13 protein-coding genes are annotated in these 15,340 nt (G+C 50.9%); 2 read left to right on the forward strand and 11 right to left on the reverse strand.

The annotated features are described in order from the left end of the window. Positions 1-4 precede the first annotated feature (4 nt). Positions 5-511, reverse strand: coding sequence for a GNAT family N-acetyltransferase (locus A3842_RS16755; protein WP_074102137.1), 507 nt, complete (start codon positions 509-511; stop codon positions 5-7). Between the two features lie 114 nt (positions 512-625). After that, the gene (locus A3842_RS16760; protein ID WP_074102138.1) at positions 626-1,525 is read right to left on the reverse strand and encodes a LysR family transcriptional regulator; all 900 of its coding nucleotides are present in this window, start codon (positions 1,523-1,525) and stop codon (positions 626-628) included. A gap of 246 nt (positions 1,526-1,771) precedes the next feature. On the opposite strand from A3842_RS16760, the gene A3842_RS16765 reads away from it, so the two are divergent. Both A3842_RS16765 and A3842_RS16770 read left to right on the forward strand, forming a co-directional pair. After that, positions 1,772-2,308, forward strand: coding sequence for a GNAT family N-acetyltransferase (locus A3842_RS16765; protein WP_074102139.1), 537 nt, complete (start codon positions 1,772-1,774; stop codon positions 2,306-2,308). Positions 2,309-2,407: 99 nt separating this feature from the next. Continuing rightward, positions 2,408-3,127, forward strand: coding sequence for a 3'-5' exonuclease (locus A3842_RS16770; RefSeq protein WP_074102140.1), 720 nt, complete (start codon positions 2,408-2,410; stop codon positions 3,125-3,127). A 311-nt stretch (positions 3,128-3,438) separates the two neighbouring features. On the opposite strand, the gene A3842_RS16775 is transcribed toward A3842_RS16770, so the two are convergent. The 9 genes from A3842_RS16775 to uraD form a co-directional block, all read right to left on the reverse strand. Further along, positions 3,439-4,395, reverse strand: coding sequence for a 3'-5' exoribonuclease YhaM family protein (locus A3842_RS16775; RefSeq protein WP_074085805.1), 957 nt, complete (start codon positions 4,393-4,395; stop codon positions 3,439-3,441). A gap of 211 nt (positions 4,396-4,606) precedes the next feature. Beyond that, positions 4,607-6,892 (reverse strand): FMN-binding protein, encoded by a 2,286-nt coding sequence (locus tag A3842_RS16780; protein ID WP_074085806.1) that lies wholly within the window; start codon positions 6,890-6,892, stop codon positions 4,607-4,609. 758 nt (positions 6,893-7,650) lie between these two features. After that, positions 7,651-8,076 (reverse strand): IDEAL domain-containing protein, encoded by a 426-nt coding sequence (locus tag A3842_RS16790; protein ID WP_256701733.1) that lies wholly within the window; start codon positions 8,074-8,076, stop codon positions 7,651-7,653. A 344-nt stretch (positions 8,077-8,420) separates the two neighbouring features. Then, on the reverse strand, positions 8,421-10,226 hold the full coding sequence (locus tag A3842_RS16795; protein WP_074102141.1) for an adenine deaminase: 1,806 nt from the start codon (positions 10,224-10,226) through the stop codon (positions 8,421-8,423). Positions 10,227-10,282: 56 nt separating this feature from the next. Continuing rightward, complete coding sequence (locus A3842_RS16800; protein WP_074102142.1) at positions 10,283-11,515, reverse strand: pyridoxal-phosphate-dependent aminotransferase family protein; 1,233 nt, start codon at positions 11,513-11,515, stop codon at positions 10,283-10,285. 22 nt (positions 11,516-11,537) lie between these two features. Then, positions 11,538-12,821: a M20 family metallo-hydrolase gene (locus A3842_RS16805; protein WP_074102143.1), complete on the reverse strand. Its 1,284-nt coding sequence runs from the start codon at positions 12,819-12,821 to the stop codon at positions 11,538-11,540. Next, positions 12,818-14,212, reverse strand: coding sequence for an allantoinase (locus A3842_RS16810; RefSeq protein ID WP_074102144.1), 1,395 nt, complete (start codon positions 14,210-14,212; stop codon positions 12,818-12,820). Before A3842_RS16810 ends, A3842_RS16805 begins: the two co-directional genes overlap by 4 nt. A 36-nt stretch (positions 14,213-14,248) precedes the next feature. Then, entirely contained in the window at positions 14,249-14,599 is a 351-nt protein-coding gene (uraH, locus tag A3842_RS16815; protein WP_074102145.1) for a hydroxyisourate hydrolase, read from the reverse strand. Positions 14,600-14,817: 218 nt separating this feature from the next. Next, positions 14,818-15,303, reverse strand: a complete 486-nt coding sequence (gene uraD, locus A3842_RS16820; RefSeq protein ID WP_256701734.1) for a 2-oxo-4-hydroxy-4-carboxy-5-ureidoimidazoline decarboxylase — start codon at positions 15,301-15,303, stop codon at positions 14,818-14,820. Positions 15,304-15,340 lie beyond the last annotated feature (37 nt).

A 15,340-nucleotide genomic window follows, 5' to 3' on the forward strand; every position in this document is an offset into this window, starting at 1 on the left:
TCCTTTAAATGGAAGTTGTTGGATCTGCAAGCTTCTTTCTCATTAGAACCATAATCCCGTCGCCATTGCCGGGGTCCAGCTCCACAAATTTTTCGTACCCCCGCCGTTCATACATTGAAACCAGCCAGGGATGTTTTTGCGCTGTTGCCAAAGTTACAGCAGATGCTCCCAGCTTGCCGAGGATGATATTCTCCTCCACCCAATCCAGCAGCTTGCCGCCATACCCTTTTCCGCGGGAGTCCGGATTGACCGCAAACCACTTGACAAAAGGAAGCTCAGTAAGCGTCTTGATCTCCTCGCCCTTGGGAAGCGTGACCGTCGCCTGCACACTGTTGTCAATTTCAAGTACATAACACTCGTTACTGGCTATATTATCTTCGATCAGGGCCACATCGGCTGTAGCTGCCGGCCAATGCAGCCCGAGTTCACGAATCATGGCATAGGCGCGATATGTAATATCCTGCAATCGCTGTGCATCTTTAAGCTCTGCAAGCCGGTAGACCTCCCCCATCTCCAATCCCTCCAGCAAATCATATTATATAATCCCTATATAATTAGTGGTGATTATATGCAATTAACTTTATCACTGCATGCAACCATGCGCTAATAGAGTTTTTTAATCCATTTATACAATAAATCGATTAGGCGTTTTGCCCGGCACGATCTCCAGCAGGCTTTCAATAAATCCGGCATGCTCCCCATTCAGAGAGATCAGGCTGGTCCGCAATGAGATACCCTCCGTCTCGGAAATATCCACCCGTATCAAGGTACCGGCTTTCACTTCATCCTGAACACTCAGGGCCGGGAGAAAGCAAATACCCGCTTTTCTGATCACCAGCTTCTTGGCTGTCTCCAGATTATCTACCTGATACACAATATTCGGCGGCTGCTCCATGCTCTCCAATACGCGGTGGAGCCGCAACCAATCCAAAGAACCGCATTCAAAGAAAACAAGCGTCTCCTCGCGAATACTCTGAATGGTAGTGCGGCCCGGCCCGGGCTGTGCCAGAGGATGTCCCTCGTACACATATAAGGAGATGGGGTCTTCACAGAATGGATAGGCCTGGATCGCAGGATTCACTACTTTACGGATAAAGGCAAGATCAATATCCTTCGCTTTCAGCTTGTCAATCAAAGCTTCGGTGGGCGCTGTTGTCAGTTTGAGCGTCAGGTTTGGATAAGCGCTCTTCAAATGCAGCAGAAGATGCGGCATCAGATAATTGGAGACCGATACCGTACTCCCGATTCTCAGCTCATCCGGAACAAGTCCTTTCGATTGGATTTGATGTTTGCCTGATTGGTAGACCTGCAGAATTTGCTGAGCGTAGGGGAGGAACTGCCTGCCTTTTTCTGTGAGATGAATCTGCTTGCCGAGCCGGTCAAACACTCTGCAATCCAGCTCCCGTTCGAGCGACTGAATACGGGCAGTCACTGTAGGCTGGGAAATATACAGGACATCTGCCGCCTTATTGAAGCTCCCATAGTGGTTGATATATACAAAGGCCTCAATATTTTCGATGTTCAATTGCCTTCCCCTCCATCTCACTCATATAATATTTACTTTTCCAATCGATTAACAAGGAATTAAAGCAGTACTTACCTATAGATTTATTTTATATCTTATTCACAGCTCCTTTTCTTGTCAACTAATCACTCTTATAGATAGAACTTTTCTATCCTTATATCAGAAATGTTAAATCCCTCTTATATTCATCGGATTTGTCGATTATAATGAAGGTCATTCATTTGGATTAGGAACAGGAGGCATACGATGTCCAGCTTCAAAGAGATCCATATCCGCAACGCAGCGGATTCAGACCGTGATGCCATTGCCGAACTACTGCTGGAGGCCTATGGTCAATATGCTGCCGAACTGCCTGAGCCCTTTTGGGCTGAATACCGTCATTCCATTCTTGATTCTGTAGATGGAACTGCTCCATATGCGCGGATCATCGCTGAGATGGACAACCGGATTATCGGAAGTGTGCTGCTCTTCCTCTCCTCTGAGAAAGCGTATGGGAGACCGGAGCTGGGCATCCATTCCCCGATTATCCGTCTACTGGCCGTCTCACCGGGTGTACGGGGCCGCGGGATTGCAGCACTACTCATCCGCGAAGCAGCCAGAATATCCAAGGAGCTTGGAGCCGCTACCCTGAATCTCCACACCTCGGATATGATGGCTTCAGCGATCAGGCTCTACGAAAGACTAGGTTTCCAGCGGGCCTATGACACCGATATTATGAACGGAAATACCCTGGTCAAGGGCTATTGCCTTGATCTGGAAGCCTTCTCCAGTTCTTATAGATAAGGGATACCCTATTAACTTACCTTTGTAAATTGAATAGATTGTAATTGCTCATCCGCTCCTTTAAAATTAACCTTATATGATGAATAAGGGGCTTTACCTATGAATTTTACAGCGATTGACTTTGAAACTGCCAACTCCAGCCGCTCCAGCGCCTGCGCTTTGGGGCTTGTTCAAGTGAGAGAAGGCGCAGTGAGCGCCGAGCATGTATGGCTGATTGATCCGCAGCAGCGGTTCGATGGCATGAATATTGCAATTCACGGGATCACCCCCTCAATGGTTGAGGGTAAGCCTACGTTTGACGAGCTGTGGCCAACGCTTGAACCGCTGCTGCAGGGAGAGGTTGTGGTAGCGCATAACGCTGCCTTTGATATGAGTGTCCTGCGTTATTGTCTGGACCGCTCGGCCTTCAGCTATCCGGATTTTCAATACATGTGCACCTACCTGCTTGGCAAAAAGATGCTGCAGGAGCTGCCCTCCCATAAACTGAATGTGATGTCCCAGTATTTCGGGATCAGCCTGAAGCATCACGATGCACTGGATGATGCCAGGGCCGCAGCTGCCATTCTGCTCAAGCTGATGGAACGCGGGCAGCATACTGATCCCTTACATCTGGCCGGGAGTCAAGGCTATAAGGCTGGAACGATGTATGCCGGCGGCTATACCCCTTTCAAGTCTCCGCCTAAGAAAGCTGCCAAGAAACCTTCAGCCAAAAAATCTGCTACCACCAAACCTTCCGGTGCTCCGGGTCTTTCATCCTCTTCTGTTTCCCTGGGCCGGAAAGATATCGGCGGTTCATCTAACTTTAGCAGTTTCTTTTAAATTCTGCCCGGACCGCCAGCGCTTCCCCCAGCACACAGAACCCCGATCCATGTAGCGGATCGGGGGTTCTTCTTGCTTCTTCTTGCTACACAACCCTATCTATATCCATTGAACTTGAAAACTACTAAAAAGGGTAAATGACGGAGGAGAAGTTTGGAACTGGAGGAGCGAACGCGTCCGCCTTTATATTTGGATTTCTACCGCGTCCAGCGGTTTCAATCAGGAAATCCAAATATAACAGCGGCCGGAAGTCCAAACATTCTCTGCAGTTACGTTCCATCCCGCGTTAGTATAATTTCAGTTCAGCTTATCTAGATCTTCAACCGATACACAGCCTTATTCTCCAGCCCCCGGATGAATGGCGTCCATTCCTCAGTCTCCGGTGTCGTATCCAGCGCGTCTTCCACCATCTGCAGCTTCGCATCCATCGCATCAATATGATGAAGAGCCACGGCCTCTGCCGTCTGCGGCTGAACCGGGCTTCCCCACTCACCCAGGTTATGGTGGGATAATACGAGATGCTGTAAGCCGAGCACTTTTTCCGATTCCAAATCAATACCTGAGCGGATCGCTGCCTCAGTGATCCAATTAGAAGCCATAGAGATATGACCGATCAGCTTACCCTGCACACTGTAGTCAGACACAATCCCGAACTGCGAGATCATTTCCTCGGGCTTGGCGATATCATGCAGAATAATCCCCGCCTTCATCAGGTCGGGATTCAGGAACGGCCGCTGCTTGCAGAGGAACTCCCCGATTTCCAGCATCCGCACCATATGATAAGCAAGACCGGCAAAATAAGCGTGATGATGGGTTTTGGCAGCCGGATAATGCATTAATTTCTCTTCCACTTTACCCACACAAAACGATACAATGGTCGCAATCTCCGTGTCGGTGATGCTATTCATCACTCCCTTGATGGTATGAATCAGATCCACCGGACGAATGGGTGCGGACCTTATAAAATCAGTCAGTGAAACATTATCCGAATCACTTGCCAGTCTGATCTTGGTAACCTTCACTTGAAGCTTTTCGCGGTAGGTATGCGCAACCCCGCGTACCTTCACAAGTGCCATCGGGAAAAAGGTCTCTTTATCCGTTGTGCTTACATCCCAAAATTTGGCCGAGATTTGACCGCTGGAATCTCCCAGAACAATATCAAAATAATCCTTTGGAGGAGTACCGTTTGTTTGTTTGATTACCAGCTCCCGTAGCAGATAAAAGCCGACAAATTCATCCTGCGGAGATAGCTGTTTAATAAGTGTCATTTTGGAGCCTCCCATTACTAACAGGATCTTAGCCTGTTGTGTATATTAAACTTTAGACATTCACCTCCAAAATCCCTCTAATTACTATACGATTCCTAATTGGATTTATGCTCTCGTCCCACTACATGCCGTTCTTCATCGATAAAAAAAGGGGTTATCCCAGGCCAATTGCAAATGACCAAGGATAACCCCTTCAATGCTTATTAGGAAATTACTTGCCTGCGGTTTCCAGAGCGGCTTTGATCGCTTCTACCACTTTGGCGGAAACTGCCTTCTCATCATCGTTGGAACCGAATGCAGCCGCACGATATCCGTACTTGTGCAGACCAGAACCGGACGAGGTAGTCTCAATTTCCGCTTTTACAGCCTTTTCAGCGTCAGTCAATTGATTGAGTCCCTTTACTTTGCCTGCATAGTCCAGGAAGTAGAGAACCATGTTCACAGGAACACCGTTTTTGACATAGACCATAACATTTACCGACTTGTCAGTACTTACACCAATGAAGGTTCCGTCAAAGTAAGCTGCTTTGTTCGCTTCAGTAACTTCGGCTTTGCCGTAAGCTCTGTCCACAGCAGCCTTTAGTGCCTTGCTGCTGCTGGTTGCGCCAGATATTGCATCTACTTGCTGAACGCCTTCTCTGGTGCCTGCGGCAAGGAAGCTGGCTGTCAGCTGAGGAAGGGCTTTTTGTACTTCAACATAAGCGTTTTTACCCAGGTCAACCATGTTCATGCCTACACGGGTAAGCGTTACATTTACGATTTTACCATTACGCAGGGTAACATCAGCTTTGTTGGTTCCTTTATCATAAGCATCACCATAGGCGGTGAATGTACCGTCTTTATAAGTGCCTTGAACTTTGGAAGCATTGGTCAAAGCGTCAACCAGAGCTGCCTTTGCTGCTGCAGACAAGGTTTCTTGACCGTTTACATAATCCATTTCTACGCCTTTGTCCAGCATAGCTGCTGTAAGCTGGTTCACCAGCGTTTTTTGTTCTGGAGTCAGCTTGTCGTCAGCAATTAGCTTGCCGTCGGTTCCAAACAAGCTCATTTTAATACCAGTTACCTGGTCTGCTGCTACATCAACAAGCAGCAGGACTTTGGAAGCATTGTCTACACCGGCAAATTTTCCGTCAAAATACTGGCCGGCTGTTGGAACTTTCAGAGCCTTTTCAAAAGCTCTTTCTACAGCCTGATTCCAGCCGTGGCTGCTTTCGGTAGCGCCGGAAATGCCGTCTACTTTCTCATCATAATTAGCGATATAAGAACCATTTGCAAGTAATTTTGCAGTCATTGGTGCATTGGCGTTTACCACTTCGGCATAGGCAGTTGCACCTCTGTCGATCAGGTTGGTGCCCAGTCTGTACAGCTTTACATCTACCAGCTTGCCGTTGCGGATAATCACATCTGCTCTTTCTACGCCTACGCTTCTTGCAGTACCGTAAGAAGAATAGAATCCGTCAATGTAAGCGGAAGTGTTGTTGATGGTAGCGTTTTGTTCAGCATCCCAGAAAGCCTTGATAGCAGCCTTGGATTCTGCTTCGTAGCCGGCAACTGGCTGAGCGGAAGAACCGTTAGCGAGCAGTACAGGTGTAATTGCCGTAATCGCAGCAGTCTGTTCTGCAGTGTACGCCTTCTCATCCACGAAACTTCCATTGGCATTCAGCGGATACAGCTTAACAGCAGTAAGCTTGTTCGCATCGTAGCTGGCGAATACTGCGTATTTGCCTTCTGGATCCACACCCATGTGGTCTCCGGCAAAATAAGTAGCATCAGCAGGTTTTACCTTAAGCGATCTTTCAAACGCTCTGTCTACCGCCAGCTTCCAGCCGTTGCTGGAGCGTGTTGCGCCGGAAACAGCATCAACTGCTGCTGCACTGTCTCTGGTTTGGCCAAGCAGTCTTTCTTTCATTAAACCGTAAGCCACCCATACGCCGCTGTAATTGTCGCGTGCATTGACATCGATGATTTTCGGATTGGTTCTCATAAGCTCGATAGCCGTAATCTTGCCATCTTTGATTGTTATTTTAGCGCCTTCAGTACCTTTGGAGTAAGCGTTACCATAAGCAACGTACACTCCATCCTGATACACAGCTTGTTTTACTGTTACAGGTTTAGCAGTTGCTACCGGTTTGGCTGTAGTAACTGGTTTAGCTGTAGCAACTGGTTTTGCCGTGGCAGCTGGTTTGGCTGTAGCAACTGGTTTGGCTGTCACTTTTGGCGTTGCTGCCGGTTTGGCTGTAACAACTGGCTTAGCTGTCGCTTTTGGTGTTGCAGCCGGTTTAGCTGTCGCTTTTGGCGTTGGTTTCGCTGTTGCTTTCGGTGTTGGCTTAGCCGTTGGCTTTGGCGCAGCGGCTGGTTTGGCTGTAGCTGCCGGTGCTTCTTCCGATGCTGCTGAAACCGCATCCACCTTCAGGTTCAGAGCTGGTGCATTAATCGTGTACGCAAGTGGTGCGAGCAGCAAAGCTGCGGTGACTGTCAAAGAAATTAGCTTTTTCAATGAGTATTCTCCTTTACCATATCCCCAGTAGTATGTAGCATTTCAAATACAAGCTTTACCATGCTTATCGTCTCTTCTGTTCTTATGAGGTTCCTCCTTTGTCTTCATAAGACATAAGAGCCCATCCCCCCTCTCCAGTTCGTGCGCGACCCATCCCGTGTACGAAAGAATGCATCCATTTTATATGGTCTATACAAAAGGTGAATTAATTCACATAAAAGGATTCAAGCCTGCCAGCGGTAATTTCTGGCTTGATGGTATCAAATTTATCCTTTGATTCTCTGTATACAAAATCACATACCCTATAAGAAACATCACTATTTCGAAATTAATTCAAAATAGGTACTTTTATTTCCTCTCATTTTCTCCCATTTACTCCGGGTTATGATAATCATGTGATTCTTTATATTGTATTCTCAATAATGGATGTGATATTTTAAAACGATGTCTATTGAATAGAAAAGAGTCCTAACCTTGCTGTCCCCCCTCCTGCCGGAGTCATTCTCGCTCAAATTGGAACAGTCCCCAATGCCAAGGCCGTCCGGCCCTATCTGCAAACAATGTATAAGCTGGCCATCGAAGGCCGGGAGCTGCTCGAAGAAGGCGGCGGGCAATCAGACACCTCATTGCAAGACTGGATCTGATAGTCCCCTTCATATGCTTAGAAAATAATACAAGCCGCCTATCCGCATCAAAACATGCGAGTAGAGCGGCTTGTCAGCCTGATTCCGTAAGGACTCTATGAATGAAAGTTCGACTCATGCAGTCAACTGTTTGTATTTGGAAGTCAATTCCTCAAACCATTGCTTATCCTGTAACGACAGTGCAAAATCGATTAATTCGGCGATTTCTCCCGGCTGCAATTCAGGTGAATCGTTGAAACTCACCTCTGCCCATGCCACAGCCTCTCCGTCAGCACCTTCTGCAAAATCATAAGAAAAACGAAGCTTGATATCACTCTCCAAAAATTCGTTCCTCAGGAAGTACAGCACCTCACACATCAGAACCGGCCGGGTATGGTTGTCAAAGATACACTCCATAACCTTGGCCCAGTAGTGCTGGTTGCTGAGATGCAGCTTGTCATTGGTTAACAGATACTGCTCACCTTGAAAATCATTAACGAACCTCAGTTCAAGCGGCTCCATTTTAAAAATCGCCGCGATTTGCTTTCTGGTGATATTCACGATGTCCTGCGTATCCAATCTCATCATTTCATACACCCCGTTCCTCATATTTGGGCTTTCCGTACCTTGTCATCATCACAATAAGGCAATAATTTTAATTAATTTAAAAGTATTATCGTCTATTTTCTGCTGTTTGTTAATGTTTTTTATGAAAATTTTAAAAAAACATGTTTCTTAATGTGATGAAATGGTTAATTTATATGTTTTGATTACAATATCGTTACTTTTACAGCCCAAGGAGTCTAAAAGTACTACATCAAGCGATTATTTCCATAGTAAAAATGGGGTATCCCAGTCAAATGAATGACTGTAGACACCCCATCGCTCGAACTGGCTATTTTGAACTATACAAATAAGGAAACGAGTTGAATTCCCTCTTCCGGCGAAATGCGGACCAAGCCTTTATCGGAGATGCGCAGGGTCGGGATCACCGCCAGCGCAAGCAAGGACAAGGTCATAAAGGCATAATTCAACGTACACCCCGAATCATAAAGCGCTTTGCTGATCGCCGCAGATTGTGCCGCTGCAATTTCGAACGGCTCTACGGACATCAGTCCGGCAATAGCCAGCGGAAAAAGCGTGGTTCCGGTGGCTGTGATTACAGCCACACCGCCCTGAGCTTCAGCTACCGCCCCCGCCGCTGTCGCCATCAGTTCATCATCATTGCCAATCACCAGCACATTGTGGCTGTCATGGGCCACGGTCATGGCTATGGCCGCAGGCTCATGGAAGCCGATTCCTGCTACAACACCAACCGATTTGTTGCCGGTTCCTTTGTGGCGCTCAAAGACAGCTATTTTGCAAAGATCGTTCTCCACTTGCAGTCTTCCTGCTTCTACGGGCAACTGCAGAATGAGCTCCTCTGTCTCCACATGGTTCTCAATAACACGGATGACCCGTGTTGACAGATTACCAGACTCAATGGGCGCATGGATCACAAAATCCTCAGCCACTGGGAGCTGCGGCAAATGAACTGAAGTCAGCACTTCATCAGGATACGTATACGTCTCGAGGGGAGCAGTAATGAACCCATTCTCGGCCACTACAACGCCTGCCGCTATAGTCATCACTACATGAACATCCGCCAGATTGCCATCCAGCAAAATCATATCGGCACAGGACCCCGGTGTAATCGAGCCGATATCACGGGCAACTCCAAAGCGCTCAGCAGTGTTGATCGTCGCCATTTGAAAGGCGGTCACCGGCTTTACCCCTTGAGAGATGGCATGGCGCACCACAAAATCCATATGACCTTCGTCGCGCAAGGATTCCGAGCTGCGGTCATCGGTCACGAGCAGCATCCGGCGCGGGTCCAGCCCATGCTCCGTGTGTGCGGTAATCGTCTTCGCCACATCATGCCAGGCGGAGCCGCGGCGCATTTTGGCATACATGCCCAGACGGACGCGTTCGATTACATCCTCGGCCGTGACACACTCATGATCGCCGGTTACGCCAGCGGCCGCGTACACCGGCAGCCTCCAATCATTCGAAGGCCAGGTGAAATGCCCATCTACCACCCGGCCTGCGAGCAATGTCGCCTGGATTTCCCCGAGCATTTTTGCATCGCCGTAAACCACACCGGGGAAGTTCATCACTTCGCCCAGCGCAATAACGTCGTCGCCCCAAGTATAGGCTTCCGCTACCTCGTCCGGTCCTATGGAAGCACCGGTCGTTTCAAATTCCGCACCCGCCGATGGCACACAGGAGGCTACCTGCATATATGCAGCGAGCGGTGTTCCGCGCATCTCCTCCAGCATCAGCTGAATACCCTTCAGTCCGAACACGTTGGCAATCTCATGCGCGTCGAAGAATCCGCCTGTAGTACCAAGCGGCAACACCGCGCGGGCAAATTCCGTCACCGTCAGCTGTGTGCTCTCAATATGACAGTGTCCGTCCAGCAGACCCGGAGCCAGATATCTACCGGCGGCTTCAATGACCTGAGTGCTTTCGCCGATCATGTGTGAGACGTCCTTGCCTACATATGCGATACGTCCGCCCTGAACGGCGACAGACATCCCCTCCAGAATTTCACCAGAGCATACATTGACGAGGGTGCTTCCAGTAACAACCAGGGTAGCCGGCAGATCGCCTCGCGCGGTGGCCACAAGATCCGGGACACAATCGGCAAGCGGTTTTCTTTTATATAACATATACTTCTCTCCTCCCGTGGGCATGTACAAACAGCATTATACCGGATAGGATAGCTTTAATCCGCATTTGCTTCATATACATCTAATGCCGCCTGAACGCCAAGCCCGCAAGGAACCGCATAGCCGTGCCGCAACAGGGCAGCCTCCAGCGCGCCCAGCACACGCAGTACATTATTCTCACGGCAGCTGAAGCCCATGGTGCCAATGCGCCAAATCAGCCCTTTTAATGGACCGAAAGAGCTGGCAATCTCAATGCCAAAGCGGCTAAGCAGCATCTCCCGCACCGACTCGCCGTCCACCCCTTCCGGAATGAGTACACAGGTCACAACCGTCAGCTTGCTCTCCGGGTCCCCGTACAGCTCTAGGCCCATCGCCGTAAGTCCAGCGACCAGAGCCCGTTCGTGCAAGGCATGCCGGGTATGCCGCTCCCGAAGCCCTTCTTCCAGTACGAGCCGCACTCCCTCCCGCAGTGCGTAGAGCATGGAGGTCATTTCAGTATGGTGATTCAGCCTCTGTTCGCTCCAGTAATCCTGCAGCATGCCCAGATCAAAATAATTGCTGCGAACCACTGGCAGCTCACTGCGCTGAGCTCCGCCTGTGCGCAGTCCGCGTTCTACCTGTTTACGCTTCATAAGTTTGGCTTCGGCGCGCTCATTATAGGTTACCGGCGCCATGCCTGAAGGAATGGACAGGCATTTCTGTGTGCCACCGATAACGGCATCCAGCATCCAGGCATCCGTCTCCACCGGCACTCCGCCAATAGTCGCCACAGCATCCACAATCAGCAGCGCATCGTGCTCACGGCAGGCCCACCCAATCCCGGCCAGCGGCTGCATCCGTCCAGTCGAGGTCTCGCCATGAACCATGGCAACCACGTCAGGTTGGAAGCTCTTGATCGCGGTGATGACTTCTTCCGGCGTAAATACACTGCCCCAGGTTTTCTCGATCGTGAATACCTCGGCACCGCAGCGTTCGGCGATCTCATGCAGCAGATGGCCGAACCGCCCATAGATCGGAATCAGCACACGGTCACCCGGAGCGATCAGGCTGACCATTACCGCTTCAATACCGGAGCGTGAGGTACCGTCCACGGGATAAGCCCATTTATTCTCCGTTGCGAACAGCTCGCGCAACATCCCCATCGTCTCATTCATAATGTCTGTAAATTCAGGATCGAATTGTCCGAGTACCGGAAAAGACATCGCCCGCAGCACGCGCGGATCGACCTCCACCGGTCCGGGGGTCATAATGCACCGCAGGGATGGCGACAAATCTTCGTACCGCTTCATGATCATCTCTCCCTCTATAGGTTCAGCTTTCCTCATAGGCAAGCTTATATAATAATGCTGTCAGAACATCCAGCCCAGCCGCCAGCTCTTCCGGTGAGGAGTATTCTTCCGGAGAATGGCTGATCCCTGCCCGGCTGGGCACAAAAATCATCGCCGCCGGACACCTTGGTGCGAACAGCTGGCCATCATGCCCCGCTCCGCTCACCATACTGCGGAAGCTTCTCCCCTGCTCCTGGCAGATGTGTTCAAGGGCTTCACAGAGCGCCGGGTTCATCGGCGCGGGAGACGTAGCCAGCGTCTGCTCAAGCTCAAGCTTAAGCCCGCGCCGGGCCGCAATCTCTCCGAACTTTGTCATGACCCGGGAACAGAAGCTCTCCAGCCGCTCTGTCTCACTGTGGCGGATATCCAGCGTGAACTGCACTTCGCCCGGGATCACATTCGAGGTTCCCGGAAAAACTTCCAGCCTGCCGGTAGTGGCTACCAGCGGCTCTCCCGCTTCCACAGCAAACTGCTCAAGCGCAGACAGCATCTCCGCTGTACCGGCAAGCGCATCCTGGCGCAGCCCCATCGGCGTTGTTCCGGCATGATTCGCGGTTCCAATGACTCTGGCAGTGAATCGTCTTTGGCCAACAATTGCCTGCACCACCCCGATTTGCTGGGCGGACTGCTCCAGAATGATTCCCTGCTCGATATGCAGTTCGACATACATCCCGATGTCGTCTCTCCGGGCGGAATTCATAAGGCGGTCACCGTGATCATCATGATCAGTCCGGCTCCCCTGGTTTAGTAGGCCGCAGGACTCCATCGCCGCCATGAGTGTAATCCCCTCCAGATCAGAGACAGACTCTGCCACGCTTCCGTTATATAGGCCCGTCACATTCCCGGAACCCCAGAACGTCAGCGGAAAGCGGCTCCCCTCCTCCTCACAGAACGCAGCAACCTCCAGCGTCCGCAGCGGCGGCCCAAAAGTTACTGCCAAATAGTGCATCGCGGTGACAGCAGCCGCTACTCCATAAGCTCCGTCATATTTGCCGCCGTTCATCACGGTGTCGATATGGGAGCCGGTAAGGATGACTTTATCGGAATCCTGTGATCCGCTCAGCCGTCCAAAGACATTACCTACTGGATCCGTATGAACCTCCAGGCCGAGCACAGCCATTTTTTCCTGCAAAAAATGCTGTGCCCTGCTCCACTCCGGCGTATATAACAGGCGGGTAACACCCGGCCCCGGAGTGCTGAACGCTGCCAATTCCTCGAGCAGCTCCAGCATATCCGTAGCCGGTGCGTGCAGGAACGGCCTCTTCATAGAGCCGGCTGCGCATAATTAATTTGCAACCATTCCCCTTTGTCCGGCGAGACCACACCTTGTTCAGCGGTATATACCACATTCCCCCGGCAGATCGTGGCTGTAACCTTGCAGGATAAAGTCATTCCGGTATAGGGGCTGTGCTTGTGCCGATAGAACAGATCCTCTGCAGCCAGTGTGTAATCGGCCGTTGGGTTCAGAAGCACCAGATCGGCATCCAGCCCCAGCGCGATAGAGCCTTTGCGGTGGTCAAGTCCGAATCGCCGCGCCGGCTTCTCCGACAATAAAGCCGAGACTAGGGTGACCGGCAGTCCGCGTACATGAACTCCTTCATGGAACATCAGCTCCAGGCTGCTCTGGGCCCCCGAGATCCCGCCCCAGGCTTCAAAAAACGTTAAATCAGGATTCAGCTTAAGCTCAGGCGGACAAGGCGAATGATCGGAGGCGATCAGATCGATTTTGCCCTCAGCCAGCACCTCCCACAGCTTTTGCTGCTCTTCAAGGCTTCGGAGCGGCGGAGCGCATTTGGCTACAGGCCCCAGCTGTTCCATGCTGTCTTCACTCAGCATCAGATAATGCGGACAGGTTTCCGCCGTCACATCCAGTCCGCGCTGCTTCGCAGCATGGATCATCTCAATCGCGGCAGCCGTGCTGATATGCACGAAATGCAGCCGGCAGCCGGTGCGTTCACTGTACAGCAGCGCCCGTGATACTGCCTCAAGCTCCGCAATCGCAGGGCGGGAAGCCGCGAAGTCCCGCGCTCCGGTCTTACCGCTGCGTACGGCATCCGCCGATAACACGGCCGTAATATCTTCACTCTCCGCATGCAGGGCGAGAATACCGCCGAGTGCAGCGATTTTTTGCATTCCCAAATACAGCGTCTCGTCATCCACCTCACGGAAACGCCCTTCTCCTTCACCGCCAGGATTAGAGATAAAGGCCTTGAAGCCAGTCACGCCGGCCTTCGCCAGATCCTCTAAATCCTCCAGATTCCCTGGAACAAGACCGCCCCACAATACATAATCCACTGCAGAATTCCCGGAGGCAGCTTCTGTCTTGAGCTGAAGTGCAGCCTGATTTACCGTAGGCGGATTCCCATTCAGCGGCATATCCGCATAGCAGGTACACCCCCCTGCTGCTAACGCTGCCGAACCGGAACGAAATCCCTCCCAGTGGCCAAACGCCGGTTCATTAAAGTGTACATGCATATCGATCATTCCCGGCAGTACATAGTGCCCCTCCGCATCTATGAGCGTGGTATCTGCCGCCGCCCGAAGCCTTTGGCCCAGTGCAGCGATCTTTCCGTCCTTAACCCCAACATCCAGCTTCCGTACTTCTCCGGGCAGCACGACATCTCCATTTTTGATAATGAGCTCGTATGATTCCTCCATGAATCGGTCACCTCCGGTCATTAACTCTTGCTCTATTTAGCTGCCCCGGTATGTACTGTAGCCTCCGGGAGCAACAAGCAGCGGAACATGGTAATGGTCTTCCGTCTTGGCGATATTGAACCGGATCGGGACCTGTTCCAGAAAAAAAACTCCTTCCAGTCCGTTACCTCGAAAGTAATCTCCAGCCATGAACAACAGCTCATAGCAGCCCGGGACTAGTTCCACTCCTTCCAGCAGCGGAGCATCCAGTCTGCCGTCATGGTTTGTAGTTGCCTCACGCAACAGCTTGAATGAGCCTTCCGTAAGGCTCCAAAGTTGCAGTTTCATCCCCGCGGCCGGCAATCCACGTGACAGATCCAGCACATGAGTTGTCAGACGCCCGCTCATGCTCCAGACCCTCTTTTCCAGCTATGTCTATCTATCAAGCGGATGCTCACAGACTGCTGAACCGTTCCCGCATTCATTTCAAAATCATCAGCAATCCCAAGTCTGCATCCCGAATTCCCCAATTCACAGGCTATACCTACTATCCCCGCTCCAGTCATGGTAGAGCACCTCCGCTGGTTCTATTGGTCCTATATCTTCTGTTTCAATTCACTCTCGCTTTATAGCTCTGGAGCCTTCTCCTGAATCAGATCATTCAGCCGGAAAGCGGTGATTTTGCCAATCTCAGTAAGCGCCTGCTCCCACTCTTCCTCCAGTGTCCGGTTCACACGTTCTTCAATAGACTGGATGATATCGTCCTTATTCTTGCCGCGCACAGCCAGGATAAATGGAAAGCGGAATTGTTTCGTATATGCGGCATTCAGCGCGGTAAGCCTGGTGAATTCCTCCAGAGTCAGGCGGTCCAATCCAGCCCCCTGCTGCTCCGCTGCCGATAACGGACTAACCTGAAGCCGGGTCGCCAAATCCGGATGTGCGCGCAAAAGTTCCTCTACCTGTTCTTGCTCCGCATTACGCGCCGTATGCACCATAATCTTGTGCAATTCTGCGATGGAGTGAAACGGAATATGCGTATACGCCCCCTCCGCTACCCAAGGCGAATGTTCGAAGATTCCTCCAAGATTCACTACAAATTCCGCTTTGCTCATACGGTTTATCTCTTCCAGTGTCAAAAATATAGGCGGT

It is taken from the genome of Paenibacillus sp. P3E (genome assembly GCF_001909045.1).
In the GTDB taxonomy this organism is placed as follows: domain Bacteria; phylum Bacillota; class Bacilli; order Paenibacillales; family Paenibacillaceae; genus Paenibacillus_AQ; species Paenibacillus_AQ helianthi.

What these genes read in the sequence shown, in the direction of transcription:
- A3842_RS16770 (WP_074102140.1), top strand. Translation starts at nt 2,408, where the DNA reads ATGAATTTTACAGCGATTGACTTTGAAACTGCCAACTCCAGCCGCTCC.
- A3842_RS16775 (WP_074085805.1), bottom strand. Translation starts at nt 4,395, where the DNA reads ATGACACTTATTAAACAGCTATCTCCGCAGGATGAATTTGTCGGCTTT.
- uraH (WP_074102145.1), bottom strand. Translation starts at nt 14,599, where the DNA reads ATGAGCGGGCGTCTGACAACTCATGTGCTGGATCTGTCACGTGGATTG.
- A3842_RS16800 (WP_074102142.1), bottom strand. Translation starts at nt 11,515, where the DNA reads ATGAAGCGGTACGAAGATTTGTCGCCATCCCTGCGGTGCATTATGACC.
- A3842_RS16765 (WP_074102139.1), top strand. Translation starts at nt 1,772, where the DNA reads ATGTCCAGCTTCAAAGAGATCCATATCCGCAACGCAGCGGATTCAGAC.
- A3842_RS16810 (WP_074102144.1), bottom strand. Translation starts at nt 14,212, where the DNA reads ATGGAGGAATCATACGAGCTCATTATCAAAAATGGAGATGTCGTGCTG.
- A3842_RS16805 (WP_074102143.1), bottom strand. Translation starts at nt 12,821, where the DNA reads ATGAAGAGGCCGTTCCTGCACGCACCGGCTACGGATATGCTGGAGCTG.
- A3842_RS16795 (WP_074102141.1), bottom strand. Translation starts at nt 10,226, where the DNA reads ATGTTATATAAAAGAAAACCGCTTGCCGATTGTGTCCCGGATCTTGTG.
- uraD (WP_256701734.1), bottom strand. Translation starts at nt 15,303, where the DNA reads ATGAGCAAAGCGGAATTTGTAGTGAATCTTGGAGGAATCTTCGAACAT.
- A3842_RS16755 (WP_074102137.1), bottom strand. Translation starts at nt 511, where the DNA reads ATGGGGGAGGTCTACCGGCTTGCAGAGCTTAAAGATGCACAGCGATTG.